This is a genomic window from Pseudomonas sp. Irchel s3h9 (assembly GCF_900187475.1).
In the GTDB taxonomy this organism is placed as follows: Bacteria; Pseudomonadota; Gammaproteobacteria; order Pseudomonadales; family Pseudomonadaceae; genus Aquipseudomonas; species Aquipseudomonas neuropathica.
This window is the reverse complement of record NZ_FYDH01000009.1, coordinates 42,622-65,814: the sequence shown is the minus strand read 5'-3', so window position 1 is coordinate 65,814 and position 23,193 is coordinate 42,622. Positions and strand designations below refer to the sequence as shown.

22 protein-coding genes are annotated in these 23,193 nt (G+C 59.3%); 9 read left to right on the top strand and 13 right to left on the bottom strand.

Features of this window, described 5'->3' with window-relative positions:
- Entirely contained in the window at nt 1-900 is a 900-nt protein-coding gene (gene xerC, locus CKW26_RS16255; protein WP_007950060.1) for a tyrosine recombinase XerC, read from the top strand.
- Nucleotides 897-1,601 carry an HAD family hydrolase gene (locus tag CKW26_RS16250; RefSeq protein ID WP_095049351.1) on the top strand — a complete coding sequence of 235 codons (705 nt, stop codon included), beginning with the start codon at nt 897-899 and terminating at the stop codon, nt 1,599-1,601. Before xerC ends, CKW26_RS16250 begins: the two co-directional genes overlap by 4 nt.
- A 196-nt stretch (nt 1,602-1,797) precedes the next feature.
- On the opposite strand, the gene sutA is transcribed toward CKW26_RS16250, so the two are convergent.
- The 4 genes from sutA to glnK all read right to left on the bottom strand — a co-directional run bounded on the left by sutA (nt 1,798) and on the right by glnK (nt 4,579).
- Nucleotides 1,798-2,121 carry a transcriptional regulator SutA gene (sutA, locus tag CKW26_RS16245; RefSeq protein ID WP_095049350.1) on the bottom strand — a complete coding sequence of 108 codons (324 nt, stop codon included), beginning with the start codon at nt 2,119-2,121 and terminating at the stop codon, nt 1,798-1,800.
- 102 nt (nt 2,122-2,223) lie between these two features.
- A complete protein-coding gene (locus CKW26_RS16240; RefSeq protein WP_095049349.1) occupies nt 2,224-2,649 on the bottom strand; it encodes a secondary thiamine-phosphate synthase enzyme YjbQ in 426 nt (141 codons plus the stop codon).
- A 215-nt stretch (nt 2,650-2,864) separates the two neighbouring features.
- Nucleotides 2,865-4,202, bottom strand: a complete 1,338-nt coding sequence (locus tag CKW26_RS16235; protein WP_038359173.1) for an ammonium transporter — start codon at nt 4,200-4,202, stop codon at nt 2,865-2,867.
- 38 nt (nt 4,203-4,240) lie between these two features.
- A complete protein-coding gene (gene glnK, locus CKW26_RS16230) occupies nt 4,241-4,579 on the bottom strand; it encodes a P-II family nitrogen regulator (protein ID WP_002555808.1) in 339 nt (112 codons plus the stop codon).
- 413 nt (nt 4,580-4,992) lie between these two features.
- Between glnK and CKW26_RS16225 the strand changes: the two genes are divergently transcribed.
- The 3 genes from CKW26_RS16225 (at nt 4,993) to CKW26_RS16215 (ending at nt 6,343) form a co-directional block, all read left to right on the top strand.
- Nucleotides 4,993-5,253, top strand: a complete 261-nt coding sequence (locus tag CKW26_RS16225; protein ID WP_095049348.1) for an accessory factor UbiK family protein — start codon at nt 4,993-4,995, stop codon at nt 5,251-5,253.
- A gap of 359 nt (nt 5,254-5,612) precedes the next feature.
- Nucleotides 5,613-6,137 (top strand): Bro-N domain-containing protein, encoded by a 525-nt coding sequence (locus CKW26_RS16220; RefSeq protein WP_095049347.1) that lies wholly within the window; start codon nt 5,613-5,615, stop codon nt 6,135-6,137.
- Nucleotides 6,110-6,343, top strand: coding sequence for a hypothetical protein (locus CKW26_RS16215; RefSeq protein WP_141231867.1), 234 nt, complete (start codon nt 6,110-6,112; stop codon nt 6,341-6,343). Before CKW26_RS16220 ends, CKW26_RS16215 begins: the two co-directional genes overlap by 28 nt.
- 109 nt (nt 6,344-6,452) lie before the next feature.
- On the opposite strand, the gene CKW26_RS16210 is transcribed toward CKW26_RS16215, so the two are convergent.
- Nucleotides 6,453-6,758, bottom strand: a complete 306-nt coding sequence (locus tag CKW26_RS16210; protein ID WP_095049345.1) for a HigA family addiction module antitoxin — start codon at nt 6,756-6,758, stop codon at nt 6,453-6,455.
- Nucleotides 6,759-6,765: 7 nt separating this feature from the next.
- Nucleotides 6,766-7,044, bottom strand: a complete 279-nt coding sequence (locus CKW26_RS16205) for a type II toxin-antitoxin system RelE/ParE family toxin (RefSeq protein WP_095049344.1) — start codon at nt 7,042-7,044, stop codon at nt 6,766-6,768.
- 324 nt (nt 7,045-7,368) lie between these two features.
- Here CKW26_RS16205 and CKW26_RS16200 point away from each other — a divergent pair, with 324 nt between their 5' ends.
- Complete coding sequence (locus tag CKW26_RS16200) at nt 7,369-8,862, top strand: YifB family Mg chelatase-like AAA ATPase (RefSeq protein WP_095049343.1); 1,494 nt, start codon at nt 7,369-7,371, stop codon at nt 8,860-8,862.
- Here CKW26_RS16200 and CKW26_RS16195 read toward each other — a convergent pair.
- The 3 genes from CKW26_RS16195 to CKW26_RS16185 all read right to left on the bottom strand — a co-directional run bounded on the left by CKW26_RS16195 (nt 8,859) and on the right by CKW26_RS16185 (nt 13,374).
- A complete protein-coding gene (locus CKW26_RS16195; RefSeq protein WP_095049342.1) occupies nt 8,859-10,073 on the bottom strand; it encodes an aldose 1-epimerase family protein in 1,215 nt (404 codons plus the stop codon). The genes CKW26_RS16200 and CKW26_RS16195 overlap by 4 nt on opposite strands.
- A gap of 219 nt (nt 10,074-10,292) precedes the next feature.
- Entirely contained in the window at nt 10,293-12,269 is a 1,977-nt protein-coding gene (locus tag CKW26_RS16190; protein WP_007920409.1) for a methyl-accepting chemotaxis protein, read from the bottom strand.
- A gap of 184 nt (nt 12,270-12,453) precedes the next feature.
- Nucleotides 12,454-13,374 carry a LysR substrate-binding domain-containing protein gene (locus CKW26_RS16185; protein ID WP_095049341.1) on the bottom strand — a complete coding sequence of 307 codons (921 nt, stop codon included), beginning with the start codon at nt 13,372-13,374 and terminating at the stop codon, nt 12,454-12,456.
- Nucleotides 13,375-13,532: 158 nt separating this feature from the next.
- Between CKW26_RS16185 and CKW26_RS16180 the strand changes: the two genes are divergently transcribed.
- Complete coding sequence (locus tag CKW26_RS16180; RefSeq protein ID WP_095049340.1) at nt 13,533-14,930, top strand: NorM family multidrug efflux MATE transporter; 1,398 nt, start codon at nt 13,533-13,535, stop codon at nt 14,928-14,930.
- Between the two features lie 109 nt (nt 14,931-15,039).
- Here the strand turns inward: CKW26_RS16180 and CKW26_RS16175 are convergent, their stop codons facing one another.
- On the bottom strand, nt 15,040-16,713 hold the full coding sequence (locus tag CKW26_RS16175) for a bifunctional diguanylate cyclase/phosphodiesterase (RefSeq protein ID WP_095049339.1): 1,674 nt from the start codon (nt 16,711-16,713) through the stop codon (nt 15,040-15,042).
- 262 nt (nt 16,714-16,975) lie between these two features.
- Between CKW26_RS16175 and rep the strand changes: the two genes are divergently transcribed.
- Both rep and CKW26_RS16165 read left to right on the top strand, forming a co-directional pair.
- Nucleotides 16,976-18,985 (top strand): DNA helicase Rep, encoded by a 2,010-nt coding sequence (gene rep / locus CKW26_RS16170; protein WP_095049338.1) that lies wholly within the window; start codon nt 16,976-16,978, stop codon nt 18,983-18,985.
- Between the two features lie 58 nt (nt 18,986-19,043).
- Nucleotides 19,044-19,616 carry a xanthine phosphoribosyltransferase gene (locus tag CKW26_RS16165; RefSeq protein ID WP_007920398.1) on the top strand — a complete coding sequence of 191 codons (573 nt, stop codon included), beginning with the start codon at nt 19,044-19,046 and terminating at the stop codon, nt 19,614-19,616.
- A gap of 128 nt (nt 19,617-19,744) precedes the next feature.
- Here the strand turns inward: CKW26_RS16165 and CKW26_RS16160 are convergent, their stop codons facing one another.
- The 3 genes from CKW26_RS16160 to CKW26_RS16150 all read right to left on the bottom strand — a co-directional run bounded on the left by CKW26_RS16160 (nt 19,745) and on the right by CKW26_RS16150 (nt 23,177).
- Nucleotides 19,745-21,667 (bottom strand): acetyl-CoA hydrolase/transferase C-terminal domain-containing protein, encoded by a 1,923-nt coding sequence (locus CKW26_RS16160; protein ID WP_095049337.1) that lies wholly within the window; start codon nt 21,665-21,667, stop codon nt 19,745-19,747.
- A 363-nt stretch (nt 21,668-22,030) separates the two neighbouring features.
- Nucleotides 22,031-22,447 (bottom strand): cytochrome c5 family protein, encoded by a 417-nt coding sequence (locus CKW26_RS16155; RefSeq protein WP_095049336.1) that lies wholly within the window; start codon nt 22,445-22,447, stop codon nt 22,031-22,033.
- Nucleotides 22,448-22,628: 181 nt separating this feature from the next.
- On the bottom strand, nt 22,629-23,177 hold the full coding sequence (locus CKW26_RS16150) for a cupin domain-containing protein (RefSeq protein WP_007920393.1): 549 nt from the start codon (nt 23,175-23,177) through the stop codon (nt 22,629-22,631).
- Nucleotides 23,178-23,193: the final 16 nt, after the last annotated feature.

Sequence of the window (23,193 nt, the reverse complement as noted above, 5' to 3'; positions counted from 1 at the left end):
ATGGAACGGCAACTGGACGCTTACTGCGAACACCTGCGCAGTGAGCGACAGGTGTCGCCGCACACGCTCTCGGCCTATCGCCGCGACCTCGATAAAGTCCTTGGCTGGTGCGTCAAACAGAACATCGGCAGCTGGGCGGCGCTGGACATTCAGCGCCTGCGCAGCCTGATCGCCCGTCTGCATGCGCAGGGGCAATCCTCGCGCAGCCTCGCGCGGCTGCTCTCGGCAGTACGCGGGCTCTATCACTATCTGAATCGCGAAGGTCTTTGCGACCACGACCCGGCGACGGGTCTGGCACCGCCAAAAGGCGAGCGCCGACTGCCGAAAACCCTCGATACTGATCGCGCACTGCAACTGCTTGAAGGGGCGGTCGAGGATGATTTTCTCGCGCGGCGCGATCAGGCGATTCTTGAGTTGTTCTATTCTTCCGGCCTGCGCCTTTCCGAACTGACCGGACTCAATCTCGATCAACTCGACCTCGCCGATGGCATGGTTCAAGTCCTCGGCAAGGGCAGTAAAACCCGGCTGCTGCCGGTGGGCAAAAAGGCCCGCGAAGCCCTCGAACAATGGCTGCCTCTGCGGGCCATGACCAACCCCGCAGACGACGCCGTATTCGTCAGCCAGCAAGGCCGACGCCTCGGTCCACGGGCGATTCAGGTGCGAGTGAAACTCGCCGGCGAACGCGAACTGGGGCAGAACTTGCACCCGCACATGCTGCGCCACTCCTTCGCCAGCCACCTGCTCGAATCCTCGCAGGATCTGCGCGCGGTGCAGGAATTGCTCGGCCACTCGGACATCAAGACCACGCAGATCTACACCCACCTGGACTTCCAGCACCTGGCGGCGGTCTACGACAGCGCCCACCCCCGGGCCAAACGCATGAAAGGCGATGATTCATGAGCATCCAGTTGATCACCTTCGACCTTGACGACACCTTGTGGGACACCGCTCCGGTGATCGTCAGCGCCGAAGCGATATTGCGCGAATGGCTGAGCGAACATGCGCCGAATCTGGGTGCGGTGCCGGTGGAGCATTTGTGGGGGATTCGTGAGCGGGTGCTGGCCAATGAGCCGGGGCTAAAACATCGCATCAGCGCGCTGCGCCGGCGGGTGTTGTTCCATGCACTGGAAGAAGCCGGGTACGCCCATGACGAGGCGTCGACGCTGGCGGACAAGAGTTTTGAAGTGTTTCTGCATGCTCGGCATCAGATCGAAGTGTTCCCTGAAGTCGAACCAGTACTGGAGATTCTCGCCAATCATTACTCGCTTGGCGTAGTCACCAATGGCAATGCCGATGTGCGTCGGCTGGGTTTGGCGGACTACTTCAAGTTTGCGTTGTGCGCGGAAGACATCGGCATTGCCAAACCGGATGCCCGGTTGTTTCATGAGGCGTTGCAGCGTGGTGGTGCTACAGCCGAAACTGCCGTGCATATTGGTGATCATCCGGGCGATGATATTGCCGGCGCGCAGCAGGCCGGGTTGCGGGCGATCTGGTTCAACCCGGCGGGGAAAGTCTGGGAAGCGGATCGTCTGCCGGATGCCGAGATTCGTAGCCTGAGCGATTTGCCTGCCGTTCTTGCACGCTGGAATGCCCAACACTGACCCTGATTTCCATCATTCCCTGTGGGAGCTGGCTTGCCAGCGATGAGGCCAGCACATTCAACATCAATGTTGTCTGACAGGCCGCCATCGCTGGCAAGCCAGCTCCCACAGGGTCTGCATCGCCTTCAAATTTTTCTTTCGCCCATGAAAAAGCCCGCAGCGACGGCGGGCCTTTTCAGCAAGCCAGCGGCACGCCTCAGATAGGGCGGCTGCCGTACTTGTTGTCCGGCTTTTTCGGAGGATCGGCGACCACGTTGGCCTCCACTTCCTGAACCTTGCCGCCACGCGACAGGAACTCTTCCATGGCCTTGGCCAGGGCGTCGCGGTCCTTGTTCTTGGCTTCAATGCTCGGCAACTCATCTACCGACACCGCAGCCTTGGCTTTGCCTTTGGCAGCCGGGGCCGGCGTATCGCCGCCATCGTCTTCAGCAGCGTCGTCCGCTACTGCTTCCAGACCTTCCTCGGCCTCGTCTTCGTCGCCTACTTCGAGGTCGTCGTTTTCCAGATCATCGTCGCTCATGTTCTACCTCATGACTTGCGAAAAGCAGATTAGTTATAGACCAGCTTTGGCAACTGTCGAAAGTCGCCGTTAAAAAATCAGTAACCATTGATGACCAACGGTTTACGCCCCTTCACCGTGCAAGGTGGCGAGGACTTTTCGGGCACCGCCATGATCACGGTGCTCGCCCAGATAAACGCCTTGCCAGGTTCCCAGTGCCAGGCGACCTGCCGAAACCGGCAGACTGATCTGGCAGCCAAGCACGCTGGCCTTGAAGTGCGCCGGGAGGTCGTCCAGGCCTTCGTCGTTATGCTCATAGCCGTCTGTTCCTTGTGGGATCAGACGATTGAAAAATCGTTCGAAGTCGCGACGTACCGCCGGATCGGCGTTCTCGTTGATGGTCAACGACGCCGAGGTATGCTGCAGCCACAAATGCAACAGACCGACCCGACACTGCCTGAGTTCAGGCAGCCCGGCGAGTAACTCGTCCGTTACCAGATGAAAGCCCCGGGGCCGCGCCCGCAGGGTTATCAGAGTCTGTTGCCACATACAGTTCTCCGCACGTTCGGGGCGCATTCTAGCGCGCTCTGGGAAAAAACAAAGGCCCTAATATTCCTGCAATGATGTAAGCCATTGGCCGCAGAAAAACGCTCGTCGTAAACACGACCAAAGCCGTACGAAAAATCCTTTCAGCTATTCTCTCTGCGACAAATTCCAGACAAAAAAATGCCCGGCGAACCGGGCAAGTTTTTTAGTGCGCGTACTTACAGGTTGTAGCCGCGTTCGTTGTGTTGTGCCAGATCGAGGCCCACCGACTCTTCTTCCTCGGTCACACGCAGACCCATGACGGCGTCCAGGACCTTGAGGATGATGAAGGTGACGATCGCGGTGTAGATCACCGTGAAGCCCACGCCTTTGACCTGAATCCAGACTTGCGCACCGATATCGGTAACGGTGCCGAAGCCACCCAGCGCCGGCGCAGCGAACACACCGGTGAGGATCGCGCCGAGGATACCGCCGATACCGTGCACGCCGAACGCGTCCAGGGAATCGTCATAACCGAGTTTGCGTTTCAGGGTTGTGGCGCAGAAGAAGCACACCACGCCTGCGGCCAGACCAATCACCAGTGCGCCCATCGGGCCCACGGTGCCAGCAGCCGGAGTAATCGCTACCAGACCGGCAACCACACCCGATGCGATACCCAGTGCGCTTGGCTTGCCGTGGGTGACCCACTCGGCAAACATCCAGCCCAGTGCCGCAGCAGCGGTAGCAATCTGAGTGACCAGCATCGCCATGCCGGCAGTGCCGTTGGCCGCTGCAGCGGAGCCGGCGTTGAAGCCGAACCAGCCGACCCACAGCATCGCCGCGCCCATCAGGGTGTAACCGAGGTTGTGCGGCGCCATCGGGGTGGTCGGGAAGCCTTTGCGCTTGCCCAATACCAGGCAGGCAATCAGACCAGCCACACCGGCGTTGATGTGCACCACGGTGCCGCCGGCGAAGTCGAGCACGCCCCAGTCCCACATCAGGCCGCCGTTGCCGGACCAGACCATGTGCGCGATCGGTGCATAAACCAGGGTGAACCAGATAGCCATGAAGATCAGCATCGCGGAGAACTTCATCCGCTCAGCGAACGCACCGACGATCAGCGCCGGGGTGATGATCGCGAAGGTCATCTGGAAGGTGATGAACACCGCCTCAGGGAACAAAGCCGCTGGGCCGGTCAGGCTCGAAGGCGTGACACCGGCGAGGAACGCCTTGCCCATGCCGCCGAAGAACGAGTTGAAGTTGACGACGCCCTGCTCCATGCCGGTGGTGTCGAACGCAATGCTGTAGCCATAAATGACCCACAAGATGCTGATCAGACCGGTAATGGCGAAGCACTGCATCATCACGGAAAGAATGTTTTTCGAGCGAACCATGCCGCCGTAGAACAGTGCCAGGCCGGGGATGGTCATGAACAGCACGAGGGCTGTCGAGGTGAGCATCCAGGCAGTGTCGCCGGAATTGAGGACCGGGGCCGCCACTTCGTCTGCCGCCATTGCAAGGCTTGGCATTACGATGGACAACAGGGCTCCTAGCCCTGCGAATTTACGCAGAGTCATATTGTTTTCTCCTGGGGCGTTGGGGTTTGTGGCGGCGCTTAGATCGCGTCGGTATCGGTTTCGCCGGTACGGATGCGGATCGCCTGTTCCAGATTGACCACGAAGATCTTGCCGTCACCGATCTTGCCGGTGTTGGCCGCTTTGGTTATCGCCTCGATAACCCGATCCAGATCCTTGTCGTCGATGGCCACGTCGATTTTCACCTTGGGCAGAAAATCGACCACATATTCCGCGCCGCGATACAGCTCGGTGTGACCCTTCTGCCGACCGAAGCCTTTAACTTCAGTAACGGTAATGCCCTGCACGCCGATTTCGGACAGCGACTCGCGCACGTCGTCCAACTTGAACGGCTTGATGATGGCAGTGACTAGCTTCATGAAACTCTCTCCCGAATTGGTGGACTTGCCCCAGGAAAACAAACCCGACTCAAGTCTAAGCGCAGTGCCTGGCTTTGTAACGCATCGTCGGCCTTACCTGCCCGACTGACGCCAGCTAACCGCTGCTGACGAAACTCCCCGCTCCGTCTGCCGCACTGCATTCGTCACAGCGACTGCATCAGTGCATGGGTCGAAGGTGACTAAGCAGAAACCTTGCCATCTCGCCAAAATCCCCTGATTTCAATCCCTTGGCCGCTGCCGCAAGCCATCCCGTGCAGAAGGCACAGCGGATACGCACAACAACGGTGCGTCGCCGTCCGTCCGCCTGCGCGAAAAGCGTGCATCCCTGACCACGAGATTGACTATAGACACTGCGTGATACACTGCCGGCCATTGTTTCCAGGACATCCACCATGCTCGCGCCCAAAGACTTCCTCGACGCCCTGAGCGGCACCGCCTCCCGCCTGTTCAACGGCGACACCCCGCTGCCAAAAGCCGAAATCGAAAGCCAGTTCAAGATGCTGCTGCAGAGTGCGTTCAGCAAACTCGACCTGGTGAGCCGTGAAGAATTTGATAGTCAGATGGTTGTGTTGGCGCGTACTCGCGCTCGACTTGAAAGCCTCGAAGCCAAAGTTGCCGAGATGGAAGCGAAGCTGACGCCGTCCGCTGAATAATCCGCGCCCCCTGTAGGAGCTGCCGAAGGCTGCGATCTTTTGATCTCCAGCCCTTCAACCATCCCGGCAACGTCCTACAACCTGCACCACCGCCGTCCGATTGCGCCGAAAAGCCCAGGTTTCTAAGCTCACCCGATGCTGAATGTTCAGCACCGGGTTTGGCGACCCGAACAGCTTAAGGCGCACGACAACCATGATGGCGGCTACATTTACCGCCACATCGTTTCATGGCGGTTGTGCGTGGGAGACCTTCGGGTCTGCCGGGTTCCTTTTGCTCCGGTTCGCCAACCCGCGTACAACTGCCACCCAATCGTTTGGCGACGATTGAGGGCAGCCCCTTAAGCAAGAGGAACTGCTCCATGAATCAAGAAGAGACTTATCTAAGCCCGCACATCTTCACCCGCCACAAACTCCCCCTCCACGCCCTCCTCATCCAGAACCAACCCTGGTTCTGCGCCCGAGACCTGAGCCGCCTGCTGCACATCTACCTCAACGAACGCATGCTGCGAAAACTCGACCCCGACCAATACCAGACCAGCAAAACCCTGATCCACAATCAAATCGAAAACGCCCTGCTGATCAGCGAATCCGGCATCTACGCCCTCCTCGTCTACCACTACTGCCCCGAATACCGAGCCCTGCGCGAATGGCTCACCCACCAAGTCATCCCCACCCTGCGCGACGCCCAACACCCCATCACAAGCGAACGTCCACACCTCAGCTTGCTCAGTTGGCCGGACATGACGTTGAGTTTGTTGCATTGGAATAATCAACTGTGGATACGGTTGCAGGATGTGCCGTTGATGGTGGTGGAACGAGAGCAGGTAAAACGTCCGATAGGAACAGCAGGTTCTTGGTGGAAAAAGGCATTGCAGTTGATATGAATACCCAACCTAAACGCCAAAAGCACAAGGTCCGTATGAGTCTAAAAAAGCGAAAAGCAAAGCTGCTTAAAATTTTTGAACTGCGCGCAGAAACGCTTAGTTTGAGCGTGCGCCCTTCAGCCAATCAACTGAGGTTTATTGAAGTTGCCGTGACGTGTGGGCCAGAGCTTGAGCCAAGTGGCCTGCTGGCTGGAAGAAGACAGTGAATTTGACTAGATAGCAAAAAAAGGCGTCCAAAGGACGCCTTACAAATGTTCTCTGAGAAATAGTTACCGCAACTCTTGAGCTCCCAACCGTCCGACCTTGAATTCGGATTCAAGCGCAATGTGCCAGCCGTTCAACTTGATCACGGATGGAAGCTCCTTTCTCAATTTCAGCTTTTCGCAAATCGTAAGCCGATTGCAGGTTCAGCCAAAATTCAGGGGTGGTGTCCAGGCAGATAGAAAGCCTTAACGCCATATCAGCGCTGACACCTCGCCGCCGTAGAACAATATCGTTCACCGTCGGAGTCGACACATTTAGTGCTCTCGCCAACGCAGCTGCTGTAAGGCTCAAAGGCTCCAGGTATTCCTCTTTGAGGATCTCACCGGGATGAACCGGACGCATACCATTCTTAGTCATAGTCACCTCAGTGATAATCGACGATTTCCACACCCTCAGGGCCATTAAGCCCCCAAACGAAGCAAATTCGCCATTGGGCGTTGATCCGAATGCTGAATTGCCCTTTTCGATCTCCTTCCAGAGCTTCGAGCCGATTTCCCGGAGGAGACCGGAGATCAGCTAATGCCGCTGCCGCATCAAGCATCGTCAGCTTGCGTTCCGCGACACTCAATATGGCTGACCAGAAACGGGTTTTACCGCTGCGGAACAGGTATTCGGTTTCAGAACATCCGAAGCTAACGATCATAATTTAAAGCTTAACGTTATGCATTAATCTTGAGTGTATTCGCGGAAATCATCAAAGCAAACAGTCCATCTTGTGATTTGGGTGTTCTTTCAAGACTCTCAGAAATGGACTACTCACGCGGCTCGGTCCTCACCGAATCCGTTGCTTTTTCCTACACAAACAACTCGCATGTCCGCTTGCAGTACTGGATAGATTCCTTGCGACTTGTTCCAGCAACATCCTGAGAAATTTTCGCGCTCCGCTCGACCCGCTTAAGCGTCTTCTCCCAACTACCCTTCAAAAACCCGCAGGAAGCGGCTCCCCGATTCAGCTCAAGGAACGACCATGTCCCTCTCCATCGTCCACAGTCGCGCCCAGATAGGCGTGGAAGCCCCCGCTGTCACCGTCGAAGTCCATCTGGCCAACGGTCTGCCGTCGCTGACCATGGTCGGCCTGCCCGAGGCGGCGGTGAAGGAGAGCAAGGATCGGGTGCGCAGCGCGATCATCAATTCCGGGCTGCAGTTTCCGGCGCGGCGGATCACTTTGAATCTGGCGCCGGCGGATCTGCCAAAGGATGGCGGGCGGTTTGATCTGGCGATTGCCTTGGGGATTCTGTCGGCGAGTGTGCAAGTGCCGTGTCTGACGCTGGATGATGTGGAATGTCTGGGTGAGTTGGCGTTGTCCGGCGCCGTACGAGCGGTGCGTGGCGTGTTGCCGGCAGCACTTGCGGCGCGCAAGGCGGGTCGTGCGCTGGTGGTGCCGCGGGCGAATGCCGAGGAGGCGTGCCTGGCTTCGGGGTTGAAGGTGTTTGCGGTGGATCATTTGCTGGAGGCGGTGGCGCATTTCAATGGGCATACGCCGGTTGAGCCCTATGTATCAGACGGGTTGATGCATGCCAGCAAGCCTTATCCCGACTTGAATGAAGTGCAGGGGCAAGTGGCGGCGAAACGAGCGCTGCTGATTGCTGCTGCGGGCGCCCATAACTTGCTGTTCAGCGGGCCGCCTGGGACGGGTAAGACATTGTTGGCGAGTCGCCTGCCGGGGCTGTTGCCGCCGCTGGCCGAGAGTGAAGCGCTAGAGGTGGCGGCGATTCAGTCGGTCGCCAGTGGCGCGCCGCTGACCCATTGGCCGCAGCGTCCCTTTCGTCAACCGCACCACTCGGCATCCGGGCCGGCACTCGTTGGTGGCAGCTCGAAGCCGCAGCCCGGCGAAATCACCCTCGCCCACCATGGTGTGCTGTTTCTCGATGAGTTGCCGGAGTTTGATCGCAAGGTTCTGGAGGTTTTACGGGAGCCTTTGGAGTCGGGATTCATCGTGATCGCCCGAGCCAAGGATCGCGTACGTTTTCCGGCACGATTCCAGTTGGTCGCAGCGATGAATCCCTGCCCCTGTGGATATCTTGGCGAGCCCAGCGGCAAGTGCTCCTGCACTCCGGACATGGTTCAACGCTACCGCAACAAGTTGTCAGGGCCGCTGCTGGATCGGATCGATTTGCACCTTACAGTGGCGCGGGAAGCCACGGCGCTGAATCCTGCGATTAAACCCGGCGAGGACAGCGCCAGCGCTGCGGCATTGGTGGCCGAGGCACGCGAGCGACAGCAAAAGCGTCAAGGCTGCGCCAACGCGTTTCTCGATCTGCCAGGACTGAAAAAACACTGCAAGTTATCCACAGCCGATGAGAAATGGCTGGAATCAGCGTGTGAACGGCTGACGTTATCGCTGCGCTCAGCACACCGGCTACTCAAGGTCGCCCGCACTCTGGCAGACCTTGAGCAAGTCGATGCAATCAAACGCGAACACTTGGCCGAGGCGCTGCAATATCGGCCGGCGACACCTTAATGCTCGGTCAGATCCACCAACGGCGTCTGCCGCACTTCGGTCTCGCGCCCCGCCTGAATCTCGGTCACACGCTTCAAGGCCTTATCCACAGCACCTTTGTCCGCGAGCAGGCTGTAGCTGATCTGGAACTGTTTGTGTTCTTTCGGTGCAATGGTCGGCACCAGATTCAGCGGACGCTGATAGCGGCGGTTGTAAGAAAAACTGGTGCCCGGCTCCAGTCCCGTGACATAGCCCTGCCCTTGCGTATCGGTGTTTTTCCACAGAGAGAACACCGGCAACTGCTGGGTATTGAAGCCAACAGAAACACCGAGGCTGCCCGCCTTGTTATGCAGAACAGTCAGGGTTTCGCCTTTGGCGTCGGCATAGGGCACGACGTTGTAGACGGTTTCGTCGTAGTCCTTGGTCGGTGCGCGATAAGTCTGCCAGTCAGCCAGATCGCCCTTGGCCTTGTCGTTGAACGGCGAGACCTGTTTAACCGGTGCAGCAAAACGTGCGCCCTGCTCGAGGAACGGCGTGCTGAAATTGCTGTGGTACAGCGCCTGGTATTCCTTTGGATAGTCGCCGTTGTTGGTCAGCGTATCGTTGAGTGCAAAGCGCACGCTGCCAGACTCGGTGACCAGTTCCGTGACCACCGAAAAGTCGACTTTCTTGAAGGCTTGCTCTTTCAGCTCGCCGCGCAGACTGATGGCATAAGGCGGTTTTTCGTCGATGTGCAGCGTGACGGTACTGGCCGGGATGTTGGCAGCGCGTCCGTGCAGGGTCAGCAGTTCGCCATTGTCCATGCCTGGATGGCCGACCCATTCGTACCCGCAGCGGGTCACCAGCTCGTTGAAACCTTCCAGCCAGCCCAGCCCACCGCGTCCGTTGAGTTCGATGAACGCCGGGTTGACCACGTCCTTGACCGGCGAATCCCACCCCATGCGCACACTGCCGACAGAGGCTTGCAAGACATTCATGCCTCGGGTTGGCACCACCGAGAGTTTCATTGTGCCGTTATCGATATCAACGATGCTGACGCCTTCCTGCCGCCCACCGTGCAAGGTACGCAGGCTCACGGAGAAGGGTTTGGCGGTTTTCACGCCAAGTTGCTCACTGGTGATGGTCCAGTTTTGTGCGGGCTTGTTGGTATCGAGGAGGACGTAATCCCAGGCCATGGCGTGGGAAGCAGCAGAGAATGCGCCGAGGGCGACGGCGAGTTTGAGCGGGGTCATGGCAGCAGCCTTTATTGGAGTTGTGTCATTTTTATAGCGCTGCGGAAACGTTTCAGCAAGTGTATTAGATCGACAGATTGCAGGTTCAGCCGAAGATCTGCAGTGTTGCATTCGCAAGCAGGCTCACTCCTACAGGGGATCCGGGTCTTCACAAAATCTGTGATTCGCACCGGACACTGTGGGAGCGAGCCTGCTCGCGAAAGCTATATCAAGGCTGTATCAACGAAAGCGATCAACCTCGGAACGCAGATCCGCCGCCAGCTTCTCAAGCTCCTTGGCGGTAACAGCCAGGTTCGACACAACCTCACGCTGCTCACTGTTGGCCAACGCAATGCTCTGCAAATTACTGCTCAACAACGTCGCGGTGCTGCTCTGCTCCTGAGTGGCCGTGGTAATCGCGGCAAACTGCTGCCCCGCCGAACGGCTCTGTTCATCGATTCGCGCCAGCGCCGACGCCACGTTGGCGTTGCGCGACAAGCCTTCCTGCATCAGCACATTGCCCTGCTCCATGGTGCTGATCGCGTTGCCGGTTTCCTGCTGGATGCTGTGAATCATGCTGGAAATTTCATCGGTGGCCTGACGAGTACGCGAAGCCAGGCTGCGCACCTCATCGGCCACCACAGCAAAGCCACGACCCTGCTCACCAGCACGGGCAGCTTCGATTGCTGCGTTAAGTGCCAGAAGGTTGGTCTGCTCGGCGATCGAGGTGATCACACCCACGATGCCGCCGATTTCCTGCGAGCGCTGACCGAGGGTGTTGATCACGGTGGCGGTGCTGTTCAGGGCGCCAGCGATTTGCTCCAGCGAGGACGACGCTTCTTCCATCGAGCTGCGGCCAATTTGCGTTTGCTGGGCATTTTCCTGCGCCAGACGCTGGGTCGCGCCCATGTTGTCGGCGATGTTCAACGACGTCGCACTGAACTCTTCCACCGCGCCGGCCATGCTGGTGATTTCGCCAGATTGTTGCTCCATGCCTTCATAGGCACCGCCGGACAAACCGGACAGGGCCTGGGCACGGCTGTTGACCTCTTCCGAAGAGCGGCGGATGTGCTCGACCATGGTCGACAGCGCCTGGCTCATCTGGTTGAACGCGCGAGACAACTGACCGATTTCGTCGTTGCTCGATACGTTCAGGCGCACGCTCAGATCACCGGCGCCCAAGGCCTCGGCCTGACGCACCAGATCCCCCAGAGGCGCCAGTTTGCTGCGCAGCAGCCAGACCACAGATCCGACCGCCAGCAGCATCGCCAACAGACTGCCAATGGCCAGTTGCGTACCCACGCTCCAGGTCACCGCGCGGATCTCAGCTTTCGGCATGCTCGCCACGACCGACCATGGTCCGCCATCGAACGGCACGGCAATGCTATAGAAATCTTCCGAGGTGTCGCTCCAGAACTCACCCTTGCCCGGCTTTGCAGCCAAACCTTTGATCACCGGAACGGCTTGATCCAGCGCCTGCACCCCCGCTGGCGCGACCAGCCATTTGTTTTGCTCGTCGAGCAACGCCAGCGAACCGCTCTGGCCAATGCGGAAGCGCTTGAGGTTATCGAACTGGATGTTCTGCGCGTCGGTGTAATCGAAGCCGACGAACAGCACCGCAATCACCTTGCCGCTGCCATCACGCACCGGGGTGTATTGGGTCATGTAGGAGCGATCGAACAGCAAGGCGCGACCGACGTAACCCTGCCCCGCCATCAACTTCGCGTAGGCCGGGTGCGCGTGATCGAGCAAGGTGCCGATGGCACGGGTGCCATCCTGTTTGGTCAGCGAAGTGCTGACGCGGATGAAGTCTTCGCCGCTGCGCACGAACAGGGTGGCGACGCCGGCGGTCATCTGCTTGAACTCGTCGACTTCCTTGAAGTTGTTGTTCAGCACTTCGCTGCCCAGATGCAGACCCGGGGTCTGGGTGCCGGCAACATTCACCGGCTCACTCGGGTGAATGCTCAGACCTGCGCTGAAACGCTTCTCGAACAGCCCGCTCAGGCGCTGGGTGCTTTCACGCAGCGTGCCGTGGAAGGTGCTCAGTTGGTCGGCCAGCAGCCGCGCCTCACTGGCCAGATGCTCTTCACGAGTGGCGAGGTTGGCGGAGTCCAGCGAACGCAAGGCGAACACCGTACTGCCACTGATAACTATCGCCAGTATTACAGCGAGCGCGAGGCCCAGCTGCGAGGCGATCCGAGCGCGAGGTTGAGACATGGACAGCTCCTGGCCGAGCCACGGGATCCTCCTTGATCTCGACTCGGAAATTTTTCTGGTTGTGGGGGTGAATCGTGGATACCGGCACGACGGTTCCACAAGCACGTATTCGGCGGTGGATCCAAATACTTGAGCGGAAAACAAGGTTATGGCACAAGGCCGGCATTGCGGCGGCTCTAACGTTTCAGCTCAAGCGCGCGACCGCCGGCAACTCCATGGCGCGGACTTCGCTTTGCAGAAAGTCGCTGAGACGGCGCAAACGTTCACCTCCCGGGCGGGTCTTTGGCCACACAAGGTAGTAATTCAAACCGCTGGCGACCGCGGTTGGCCACGGCAGGCTCAGCCTTCCCTGCGCCACATCTTCGGCGACCATTAACAGGTCGCCCATCGACACACCGTACCCGCGCGCCGCCGCGATCATGCCCAATTCGAGGGTATCGAACACTTGCCCACCCTTGAGTGACACCTGATCGGACAGCCCCATGTGTTCCAGCCAACTGCGCCAATCGCGACGGTCCGGTGTCGGGTGAAGTAATTCGGTGCAAGCCAGTCGAGCCAGATCCCACGGCTGATCATTCAGCAGGTTTGGCGCCCCCACCGGAATCAGCTCTTCGGGAAACAATAAACTCGCCTCCCAATCCGGCGGAAAATGCCCGTCACTCAACAAAACAGCGCAGTCGAAAGGCTCATCGTTGAAATCCACCGAATCGACGTCCATCCACGCACTGGTCAGTTGCACTTCGTTGCCAGGCTGCAAATGGCGGAAGCGACTCAGGCGCGCGAGCAACCAGCGCATAGTCAGGGTCGAGGGCGCTTTCATGCGCAAAATGTCGTCCTCGGCACGCAAGGTATTGCAGGCCCGCTCCAGCGCACTGAAGCCTTCGCGGATCCCGGGCAGCAGCAACCGCGCCGCTTCGGTCAGCTGCAGATTGCGACCGCTGCGATGAAACAGCCGACAGGCGAAGTGTTCTTCGAGGGTCCGAATATGCCGACTTACCGCACTCTGGGTGATCGACAGTTCCTCGGCAGCCCGGGTGAACGAACTATGTCGCGCCGCCGCTTCAAATGCGCGCAGGGCATACAAGGGAGGAAGACGACGAGACATGCAGAAAGCTCCGATAGCGGGATAAAGCCAATCTTAAACCGTTTATCCAGGATGAGTTTTAATCATGCCACCCATCCTTTTTATCCCTTTGTGCAAAGCCCGCCAAGCGCCGAGAATCGACGGTCTCCTGTTCCCTCTGAAATTGAGTGGTGATGACCATGCAGCATCCTGTGCGTACCGAACTCTGGGCCATTCTGCGGCTGGCAGGGCCGTTGATTGCTTCACAGTTGGCGCACATGTTGATGGTGCTGACTGACACGTTGATGATGGCGCGCCTGAGTCCTGAAGCGCTCGCGGGCGGCGGTCTCGGTGCGGCGACTTATTCGTTCGTGTCGATTTTCTGCATCGGCGTGATTGCAGCGGTCGGCACATTGGTGGCGATTCGCAAGGGCGCCGGCGACATCATTGGCGCTGCGCGTCTGACCCAGGCCGGATTGTGGCTGGCGTGGCTGATGGCGCTGGGCGCCGGGTTGCTGCTGTGGAACCTGAAACCGGTGTTGCTGCTGTTCGGCCAGACCGAAACCAACGTCAACGCGGCCGGGCAATTCCTGATTGCCCTGCCCTTCGCCCTGCCCGGCTACCTCAGTTTCATGGCCCTGCGCGGTTTCACCAGTGCAATCGGCCGGGCGACACCGGTGATGGTCATCAGTCTGGCCGGCACGGTGGCGAATTTCCTGCTCAATTACGCGCTGATCACCGGCATGTTCGGTCTGCCGAAAATGGGCCTGACGGGCATCGGCCTGGTCACAGCGATTGTCGCCAATTGCATGGCGTTGGCGCTGGCCTGGCACATCCGCCGGCATCCGGCCTATGACGCGTACCCGCTGCGCGCGGGCCTGTCGCGGCCGAACCGGCAGTACCTGAAAGAGTTGTGGCGCCTCGGCCTGCCAATCGGTGGCACGTATGCGGTGGAAGTCGGTTTGTTCGCGTTCGCAGCTCTGTGCATGGGCACCATGGGTAGCACGCAGTTGGGCGCGCACCAGATTGCCCTGCAAATTGTCTCGGTGGCGTTCATGGTGCCGGCGGGGATGTCGTACGCGATCACCATGCGCGTCGGCCAGCATTACGGCGCCGGGCAACTGAGTGATGCGCGGATGTCCGGACGGGTCGGGATCGTCTTTGGCGCGGTGGTGATGTTGGGATTCGCGATGGTGTTCTGGCTGTTGCCCAACCAGTTGGTCGGGTTGTTCCTCGATCACAACGATCCGGCGTTTGCCGAGGTGATTCGCCTGGCGGTGAGCCTGCTAGCAGTGGCGGCGTGGTTCGAGCTGTTCGACGGCACGCAGACGATTGCCATGGGCTGCATCCGTGGACTCAAGGATGCGAAGACCACGTTTCTGGTCGGGCTCGCTTGCTATTGGCTGATTGGCGCACCGGCGGCGTGGTGGATGGCGTTCCACCTCAATTGGGGGCCGACGGGCGTCTGGTGGGGATTGGCGTTGGGCCTGGCGTGTGCGGCGGTGAGTTTGACGCTGGCGTTCGAGTGGAAAATGAAGCGGATGATTCGGCTGGAGCCTGCGTCATCAAGTCAGTTTACGGTCCCGCAGACCGACTGAGATCCCTTGTAGGAGTGAGCCTGCTCGCGATTGCGGTGTGTCAGTCGAAGCAAATGTTGACTGGTAGATTGCTATCGCGAGCAGGCTCACTCCTACAGGGGTTATGTGTTCAGCTTACGATCTCGAGGGCTGGCTGCTGGCTTGAGCCGAAGGTGAGATATTCAACCAATTCCGCCAAGGGCAACGGCCGGCTGATCAGATAACCCTGCACCTGATCGCAACCAAACCCGCGCAACAGTTCTAGCTGTTCAGGGGTTTCCACCCCCTCCGCCACCACTTCCAGATGCAGGTTGTGCGCGAGATTGATCATCGCGTGCACCAGTTTGCGGTTCTCTTCGCGCTGCTCCATGCCGCCGACAAAGCTTTTGTCGATCTTCAGCAAGGTGATCGGCAGGCTGTTGAGGTGCACGAACGACGAGAACCCGGTGCCAAAGTCATCCAGCGAGAAGCGCACACCGAGACGGCCGAGAGCGTCCATGGTCTGCTTGACCAGATCGCTACGGCGCATCACGGCGGTTTCTGTCAGTTCGAATTCCAGCCACTGCGCCTCAACGCCACGCTCGGCAATCAACCGGCTCAGCGTCGGCAACAACTGACTGTCTTGAAACTGGCGGAATGACAGGTTGATCGCCATGTGCAGCGCCGGCAGCCCGCGCTCGCGCAACGCCTGCATGTCACGCAAGGCCCGGGAAATCACCCAGTAACCCAGCGGCACGATCAAACCGCTCTGCTCGGCCAAAGGGACAAATTCACTCGGCGGCAGCAAACCGCGCTCGCCATGACGCCAGCGCACCAACGCTTCGAGGCCGACAATCTGGCCATCCTCAAGATTCAGGCGTGGCTGGTAATGCAATTCCAGCTCATCGCGACGCAACGCTCGGCGCAACTCGCTTTCGAGGTCGGCCATGCTCCGCGCATTGCGGTTGATGCGTTCGTTGAAGATATGGAAGGTGCAGCCCTGGGTGCTCTTGGCCTGCTGCATGGCGATGTGGGCGTGCCACATCAGCGGATCGGCGCCGCCCTGCGCACGGGCGTGGGCGATGCCGAGACTGGAGCCGATCAGCAGGCTTTCGCCATCGACCCAATACGGTTCGGCGAGCGCTTCGGTGATGCGTTCGGCCATCCACTCGGCGCGCTGCGGTGCACGGCGGGTGTCGATCAGCAGGGCAAACTCATCGCTGCCCAGCCGCGCCAGTTGATCACCGGCTTCGAGCTGACTTTTCAGGCGTGCGACCACTTGCAGGATCAAGCGATCCCCCGCCTGATGGCCAAGCGCATCGTTGGCGTGGCGGAAGTTGTCGAGATCGAGATGCCCGAGGGCCAGGCCGCGACCGTCGTTTTCCGCGAGGCGCGCAGCAAGCAAGGTCTGGAAACCCTGACGGTTGGCGATGCCGGTCAGCGGATCCTGCTCGGCGAGGCGTTGCAGGGTGTTTTCGAGAACGCCGCGTTCGCGCACATGGCGCAGGCAGCGGCGCAGCATGCCGGCGTCGAGGGCGTCGAACACCAGCCAGTCACTGACGCCAACCGGCGCGGTGTCCGGTTCATGTTCCAGCAGCAAGACCGTCGGCAGGCTGCAACGGCCCGGTGCCGGTTGCAATGCCGGAAGGGTCAACAACACCGCATGGCGGTTGTCTTCGAACAAACTGCTGACCGAATCCCAGCTCGGCGCGCTGATCAGCACCGCCGCGCTCCCCATCGGAGCCAGACACTCACGCAATAACGCTGTCCACGCTGGCTCTTCGGCCAGTAGCAGCAAACGCAAGGGTTCGACAGGCGTAGACAAGCTAGCTCCCTAGACTCTGCAATGATGTGGGCGGGGCATTATGCCGTTGCGCCGTTCAATGACCAAATGACAACGGTTATCAAAACGTTATTTTGTGTCACGAATGAGAACATTAGCCGCAAAATCACCGCGCATCCTCCGCGAAAGTAACAAAACCGGCAAATTTGAATCGCGTGGTACGTCACAAGTCGGAGAGAGCAGCACAAATCGCTGAGCCTGTTAAAATGCCGGCCCATTTCGTCAACGACTCCCGAATTTTCGTATGTCCCGACTCAATCCCCGGCAGCAAGAAGCCGTGAACTACGTCGGCGGCCCTCTATTGGTGCTCGCCGGTGCTGGCTCCGGCAAGACCAGCGTGATCACGCGCAAAATCGCGCACCTGATCCAGAACTGCGGCATTCGTGCCCAGTACATCGTCGCCATGACCTTTACCAACAAGGCCGCGCGCGAGATGAAAGAGCGGGTCGGCACCCTGCTGCGGGCCGGCGAAGGTCGCGGCCTGACCGTCTGCACGTTCCACAACCTCGGTCTGAACATCATCCGCAAGGAACACGTGCGGCTGGGCTACAAACCCGGTTTCTCGATCTTCGACGAGACCGACGTCAAAGCCCTGATGACCGACATCATGCAGAAGGAATACGCGGGCGAAGACGGCGTCGACGAGATCAAGAACATGATCGGCGCCTGGAAAAACGACCTGATCCTGCCGCCTCAGGCGCTGGAGAACGCGCGCAATCCCAAGGAACAGACCGCCGCCATCGTCTACACCCACTACCAGCGCACGCTGAAAGCGTTCAACGCTGTGGACTTCGACGACCTGATCCTGCTGCCGGTAAAACTCTTCGAAGAACATGCCGACATCCTCGAAAAGTGGCAGAACAAGGTGCGTTACCTGCTGGTCGACGAATACCAGGACACCAACGCCAGCCAATATTTGCTGGTGAAAATGCTCATCGGCAAGCGCAACCAGTTCACCGTGGTCGGCGACGACGACCAGTCGATCTACGCTTGGCGCGGCGCGCGGCCGGAAAACCTGATGCTGCTCAAGGACGACTATCCGTCCCTGAAAGTGGTGATGCTCGAGCAGAACTACCGCTCCACCAGCCGCATCCTGCGCTGCGCCAACGTGCTGATCTCGAACAACCCGCACGAATTCGAAAAGCAGCTGTGGAGCGAGATGGGCCACGGCGACGAGATCCGCGTGATCCGCTGCCGCAACGAGGACGCCGAAGCCGAGCGCGTGGCCATGGAAATCCTCAGCCTGCACTTGCGCACCGACCGTCCGTACAGCGATTTCGCCATCCTTTATCGCGGCAACTACCAGGCCAAGCTGATCGAACTGAAGCTGCAGCACCACCAGGTGCCGTACCGCCTGAGCGGCGGCAACAGCTTCTTCGGCCGCCAGGAAGTGAAAGACCTGATGGCCTACTTCCGCCTGATCGTCAACCCGGATGACGACAACGCCTTCCTGCGCGTGATCAACGTGCCACGCCGCGAAATCGGCTCGACCACCCTGGAAAAACTCGGCAACTACGCCACCGAACGCAAAATTTCGATGTACGCCGCCACCGACGAAATCGGTCTGGGCGAACATCTGGACAGCCGCTTCACCGATCGCCTGTCGCGCTTCAAACGCTTCATGGACAAGGTCCGTGAGCAGTGCGCCGGCGAGGATCCGATCTCGGCGCTGCGCAGCATGGTCATGGACATCGACTATGAGAACTGGCTGCGCACCAACAGCTCCAGCGACAAGGCGGCCGATTACCGGATGAGCAACGTCTGGTTCCTGATCGAGGCGTTGAAAAACACCCTTGAAAAGGACGAAGAAGGCGAAATGACCGTCGAGGACGCCATCGGCAAACTGGTCCTGCGCGACATGCTCGAACGTCAGCAGGAAGAGGAAGACGGCGCCGAAGGCGTGCAGATGATGACGCTGCATGCGTCCAAGGGTCTGGAATTCCCTTACGTGTTCATCATGGGCATGGAAGAGGAAATCCTCCCGCACCGCTCCAGCATCGAAGCCGACACCATCGAAGAAGAACGCCGACTGGCCTACGTGGGCATCACCCGCGCGCGCCAGACCCTGGCCTTCACCTTCGCCGCCAAGCGCAAGCAGTACGGCGAGATCATCGACTGCGCGCCGAGCCGCTTCCTCGATGAGCTACCGCCGGACGATCTGGCCTGGGAAGGCAACGACGACACACCGACCGAAGTCAAAGTCGTGCGTGGCAATAGCGCATTGGCTGATATACGCGCGATGTTAAAGCGCTAGAATTGACCATTTTTTTACTAGACCTTCGGCGCACAAAGCGCCAAAAGAGGACAGCTTCATGGAAGCATTGCACCAGAAAATCCGCGAACAAGGCATTGTGCTTTCCGACCAGGTCCTGAAGGTCGACGCCTTCCTGAACCACCAGATCGACCCGGCCCTGATGAAGCTGATCGGCGACGAATTCGCCTCGCTGTTCAAGGACTCGGGCATCACCAAGATCGTCACCATCGAAGCCTCAGGGATAGCCCCGGCGATCATGACCGGTCTGAACCTCGGCGTGCCGGTGATCTTCGCCCGCAAGCAACAGTCCCTGACCCTGACCGAAAACCTGCTGTCGGCGACCGTTTACTCCTTCACCAAAAAGACCGAAAGCACCGTGGCGATCTCTCCGCGCCACCTGACCAGCAGCGACCGCGTGCTGATCATCGACGACTTCCTGGCCAACGGTAAGGCGTCGCAAGCGCTGATCTCGATCATCAAGCAGGCCGGCGCGACCGTTGCCGGTCTGGGCATCGTGATCGAGAAGTCGTTCCAGGGCGGGCGTGCCGAACTGGATTCGCAGGGCTACCGCGTTGAATCGCTGGCTCGGGTGAAATCGCTGAAGGATGGCGTGGTCACTTTCATCGAATAAAGCCACACCGCAGCCCCCCTGTAGGAGTGAGCCTGCTCGCGATAGCGTAGTGTCAGTCGATATATTCGTCGGTTGAAACACCGCTATCGCGAGCAGGCTCACTCCTACAGTTGTTTTGGGTCAGGCAGTTATTGGGTGGTGGCTTTGAGGCCGGTGAGCAGCAGGCGTTGGAAGAGGTCTTCTTTCAGGCCTTCCGGGTTTGTCAGCTGCATGCGTTCGAGGTGTTCGGGGTATAGCGATGCCTCGGGCGCATCGAGGGCTGCTTTGCCGAGATCGAGGATTTCGGTGAGTTTGAATTTGCTCTTCAGCCAGTTCAGCGCCCGCAGCAAATCCCGTTCGATCGCAGTGAAATCACAGCCCAGCGGATACTCCGGAAACAGGTTCGGATGCCGTGCGGCGATCGCCTGCAGACGCTGCGGTGTGTTATCGGCAAAGCGTGGGTCGAGGCGGAAATCCTTTGGCAGCTTGCCGACCTTTTGCGCTTGCTCGATCAGCCCCTGCTGGAAGCGCGAGTCACTAATGTTCAGCAGCGACTCGATCACTACTGCGTCGGCTTTGCCGCGCAGATCAGCGATGCCGTACTCGGTCACGACGATGTCGCGCAGATGCCGTGGGATCGTGCAATGGCCGTATTCCCAGACGATGTTGGAACTGACGTCACCACCGGATTCGCGCCAGCTACGCAGGATCAGAATCGATCGGGCATCGTGCAGCGCGTGGCCCTGCGCGACGAAGTTGTACTGCCCGCCGACACCGCTGAGTACCCGTCCATCCTCCAGTTGATCCGCCACACCGGCACCGAGCAAAGTCATAGTGAACACGGTGTTGATGAATCGCGCGTCAAGACGCTGCAAGCGCTTGAGCTCTTCCTGCCCATACAACTCGTTGATGTAACTGATGCGGGTCATGTTGAATTCGATGCGTTTGCTCTGCGGTAACTCACGCAGGCGCTCGTAGAAACTGCGCGGGCCAAGGAAGAAACCGCCGTGCACCGAGATGCCGTCAGTCTGCGCCGCCTCGTCGAGGGTGCCGGCGTTGGCCTGTTCCTGCGTTGGCACATCGGGGTAGACCTTGCGGCGGATGATCCCGGCATCCGCCAGCACCAGCAGGCCGTTGACGAACATTTCGCTGCAACCGTACAGGCCTTTGGCGAACGGCCCCGTGCCGCCCTCGCGTTCGATCAATTGCGCCCACTGGCTGAGGTTGATGTCGTCGAGCAACGCCTTATAACCGGTGTTATCCGCCTGACGCGCCAGCAATGCGGCGGTCAACGCGTCGCCCATCGAACCGATGCCGATCTGCAACGTACCGCCGTCGCGCACCAGCGTACTCGCGTGCAAGCCAATGAAATGATCCTGAAAGCCCACCGGCATGTTCGGCGTGGAAAACAGCGTGCTGCTGTCCTTCGCGTCGATCAGCAGGTCGAAGGTGTCGATATCGACTTCGGCATCACCGGGCATGTACGGCAGATCGGTGTGCACCTGACCGACCAGCAAAATGGTCTCCCCGGCGTGGCGGCGCTTGGCGATCATCGGCAACAGGTCGAGGGTAATGTCGGGATTGCAACTCAGGCTCAGTCGATCGGGATGCTCGCTGCTGCTGGCCAGTAATTGCGCCACCAGATTGAGCCCGGCGGCGTTGATGTCGCGGGCGGCGTGGCTGTAATTGCTGCTGACGTAATCCTGCTGGGCCGGCGCGCTGTTGAGCAGGCTGCCGGGCTGCATGAAGAACTGTTCGATGCGGATGTTGGCGGGCAGGCTGTCGCGGTGCAGGTCGGCGAGGAAATCGAATTCCGGATAGTCACCGAAGACGCGTTCGACGAAGGGTTCGATGAAGCGTTTTTGCAAACCATCGCCCAGGTTCGGCCGGCCGAGGCACAGCGCGGTGTAGATCGTCAGTTGCCGCTCGGGCAGGCCTTTGATCCGCCGGTACAGCGCGTTGACGAAGTGATTGGGCTTGCCCAACCCCAGCGGCATGCCCATGTGGATATGCGCCGGCAACCGCGCCAGCACGTCGTCCACCGCCTGTTCGATCGAACACAACTGCACCATCTGAAGCCTCCTGCCCGTTCCGTGAATAGGGGTAGACCGAGCTTGCCTTGAGTTTGCTGCAAAGGACAGCCCAAATTCCTGGACGATTGTCGGCCACGGGAGTTTTTATGACTGGAGATTGTTTGCCCTCACCCTAGCCCTCTCCCGGAGGGAGAGGGGACTGATTGGGGGATATTGGAGAGGTACGCCGACGTGAACCTGCTTTGCCGAATCCATAATCGACTTGATGTTTCAGGTCGATGTCGGACGAAAGACAACTCGGTCTGCCCCCTCTCCCTCCGGGAGAGGGCTGGGGTGAGGGGTTCTTGAATCGCGCCCACAAAAAAACCGTCCGAAGACGGTTTTTTTCGTCAGAAGTGCGCCTTACTTCAGGCCAGACATCTTCTGGATCGCGCCCTTCAACTCATCATCCGAGCAATCGGCGCAGGTGCCTTTCGGCGGCATGGCATTGATGCCGGTAATGGCCTTGGCCAGGATGCCATCAAGACCACCCTGATGATCAGCACGCTCTTTCCACGCTGCGGTGTCACCGATCTTCGGCGCGCCCAACAACCCGGTACCGTGGCAAGCATTGCAATGCTTGGCAATCACCTCATCCGGGGTTTTCGCCCCGCCACCGCCGCCTGCGGAAGCGGCAACTTCCATCCCCTTGCATTCCTGACCTTGTACACACACCTGGCCAACCGGCTCCAGGCGTTTGGCAATGTCGTCATTCGTCGCAGCTTGAGCGCTGACAGCCCAGAGGGCCAGTACGGTTGCTGGTGCGGCCAGCATTTTCATAATTAGGTTCACGCGTTCACCCTCAATGGTGGCTATTCACGCCTGCGGCCACGGTTCGCAGGCGGGCGGAAGTATAGCGGGTAGCCCGCCACACTGAAACAACCCCATAGTCGAAGGGGTTATACCGCACGGTAGATAAACGGTCCGGATGCCTTTGCCATCATGGCTTGGCACCTCTTTGTTAAAAATTCGCCGGCGTGGCTGCGCTGATTAGTCGCGCAGGCGCGTCAAACGGATTACGAAAACGGTGCGGCTTGGTACTTTCAAAGTAGTAGCTGTCGCCGGCTTCGAGAATAAAAGTTTCCAGACCCACCACCAGTTCCAGACGACCTTCCACCAGAATCCCGGTTTCTTCGCCTTCATGGGTGAGCATTTCTTCGCCGGTGTCGGCACCCGGTGGGTAGATTTCGTTGAGGAAGGCGATGGCGCGGCTGGGGTGCGCGCGGCCGACCAGTTTCATGGTCACGGCGCCGTCGGAAATGTCGATCAGCTCGTTGGCCTTGTAGACGATCTGGGTCGGGACTTCCTGCAGGATTTCTTCGGAAAAGAACTCGACCATGGACATGGGAATCCCGCCCAGTACCTTCCTCAGCGAACTGATCGAAGGGCTGACGCTGTTCTTTTCGATCATCGAAATGGTGCTGTTGGTGACGCCCGCGCGTTTGGCGAGTTCACGCTGGGAAAGCCCTTTGAGCTTGCGGATCGATTGCAGTCGTTCACCGACGTCCAAGGCGGGAGCCTCCTGA

Bases quoted from the DNA above. Each gene is read 5' to 3' on its own strand.
- xerC (WP_007950060.1), top strand. From the start codon at position 1: ATGGAACGGCAACTGGACGCTTACTGCGAACACCTGCGCAGTGAGCGA.
- CKW26_RS16250 (WP_095049351.1), top strand. From the start codon at position 897: ATGAGCATCCAGTTGATCACCTTCGACCTTGACGACACCTTGTGGGAC.
- sutA (WP_095049350.1), bottom strand. From the start codon at position 2,121: ATGAGCGACGATGATCTGGAAAACGACGACCTCGAAGTAGGCGACGAA.
- CKW26_RS16240 (WP_095049349.1), bottom strand. From the start codon at position 2,649: ATGTGGCAACAGACTCTGATAACCCTGCGGGCGCGGCCCCGGGGCTTT.
- CKW26_RS16235 (WP_038359173.1), bottom strand. From the start codon at position 4,202: ATGACTCTGCGTAAATTCGCAGGGCTAGGAGCCCTGTTGTCCATCGTA.
- glnK (WP_002555808.1), bottom strand. From the start codon at position 4,579: ATGAAGCTAGTCACTGCCATCATCAAGCCGTTCAAGTTGGACGACGTG.
- CKW26_RS16225 (WP_095049348.1), top strand. From the start codon at position 4,993: ATGCTCGCGCCCAAAGACTTCCTCGACGCCCTGAGCGGCACCGCCTCC.
- CKW26_RS16220 (WP_095049347.1), top strand. From the start codon at position 5,613: ATGAATCAAGAAGAGACTTATCTAAGCCCGCACATCTTCACCCGCCAC.
- CKW26_RS16210 (WP_095049345.1), bottom strand. From the start codon at position 6,758: ATGACTAAGAATGGTATGCGTCCGGTTCATCCCGGTGAGATCCTCAAA.
- CKW26_RS16205 (WP_095049344.1), bottom strand. From the start codon at position 7,044: ATGATCGTTAGCTTCGGATGTTCTGAAACCGAATACCTGTTCCGCAGC.
- CKW26_RS16200 (WP_095049343.1), top strand. From the start codon at position 7,369: ATGTCCCTCTCCATCGTCCACAGTCGCGCCCAGATAGGCGTGGAAGCC.
- CKW26_RS16195 (WP_095049342.1), bottom strand. From the start codon at position 10,073: ATGACCCCGCTCAAACTCGCCGTCGCCCTCGGCGCATTCTCTGCTGCT.
- CKW26_RS16190 (WP_007920409.1), bottom strand. From the start codon at position 12,269: ATGTCTCAACCTCGCGCTCGGATCGCCTCGCAGCTGGGCCTCGCGCTC.
- CKW26_RS16185 (WP_095049341.1), bottom strand. From the start codon at position 13,374: ATGTCTCGTCGTCTTCCTCCCTTGTATGCCCTGCGCGCATTTGAAGCG.
- CKW26_RS16180 (WP_095049340.1), top strand. From the start codon at position 13,533: ATGCAGCATCCTGTGCGTACCGAACTCTGGGCCATTCTGCGGCTGGCA.
- rep (WP_095049338.1), top strand. From the start codon at position 16,976: ATGTCCCGACTCAATCCCCGGCAGCAAGAAGCCGTGAACTACGTCGGC.
- CKW26_RS16165 (WP_007920398.1), top strand. From the start codon at position 19,044: ATGGAAGCATTGCACCAGAAAATCCGCGAACAAGGCATTGTGCTTTCC.
- CKW26_RS16160 (WP_095049337.1), bottom strand. From the start codon at position 21,667: ATGGTGCAGTTGTGTTCGATCGAACAGGCGGTGGACGACGTGCTGGCG.
- CKW26_RS16155 (WP_095049336.1), bottom strand. From the start codon at position 22,447: ATGAAAATGCTGGCCGCACCAGCAACCGTACTGGCCCTCTGGGCTGTC.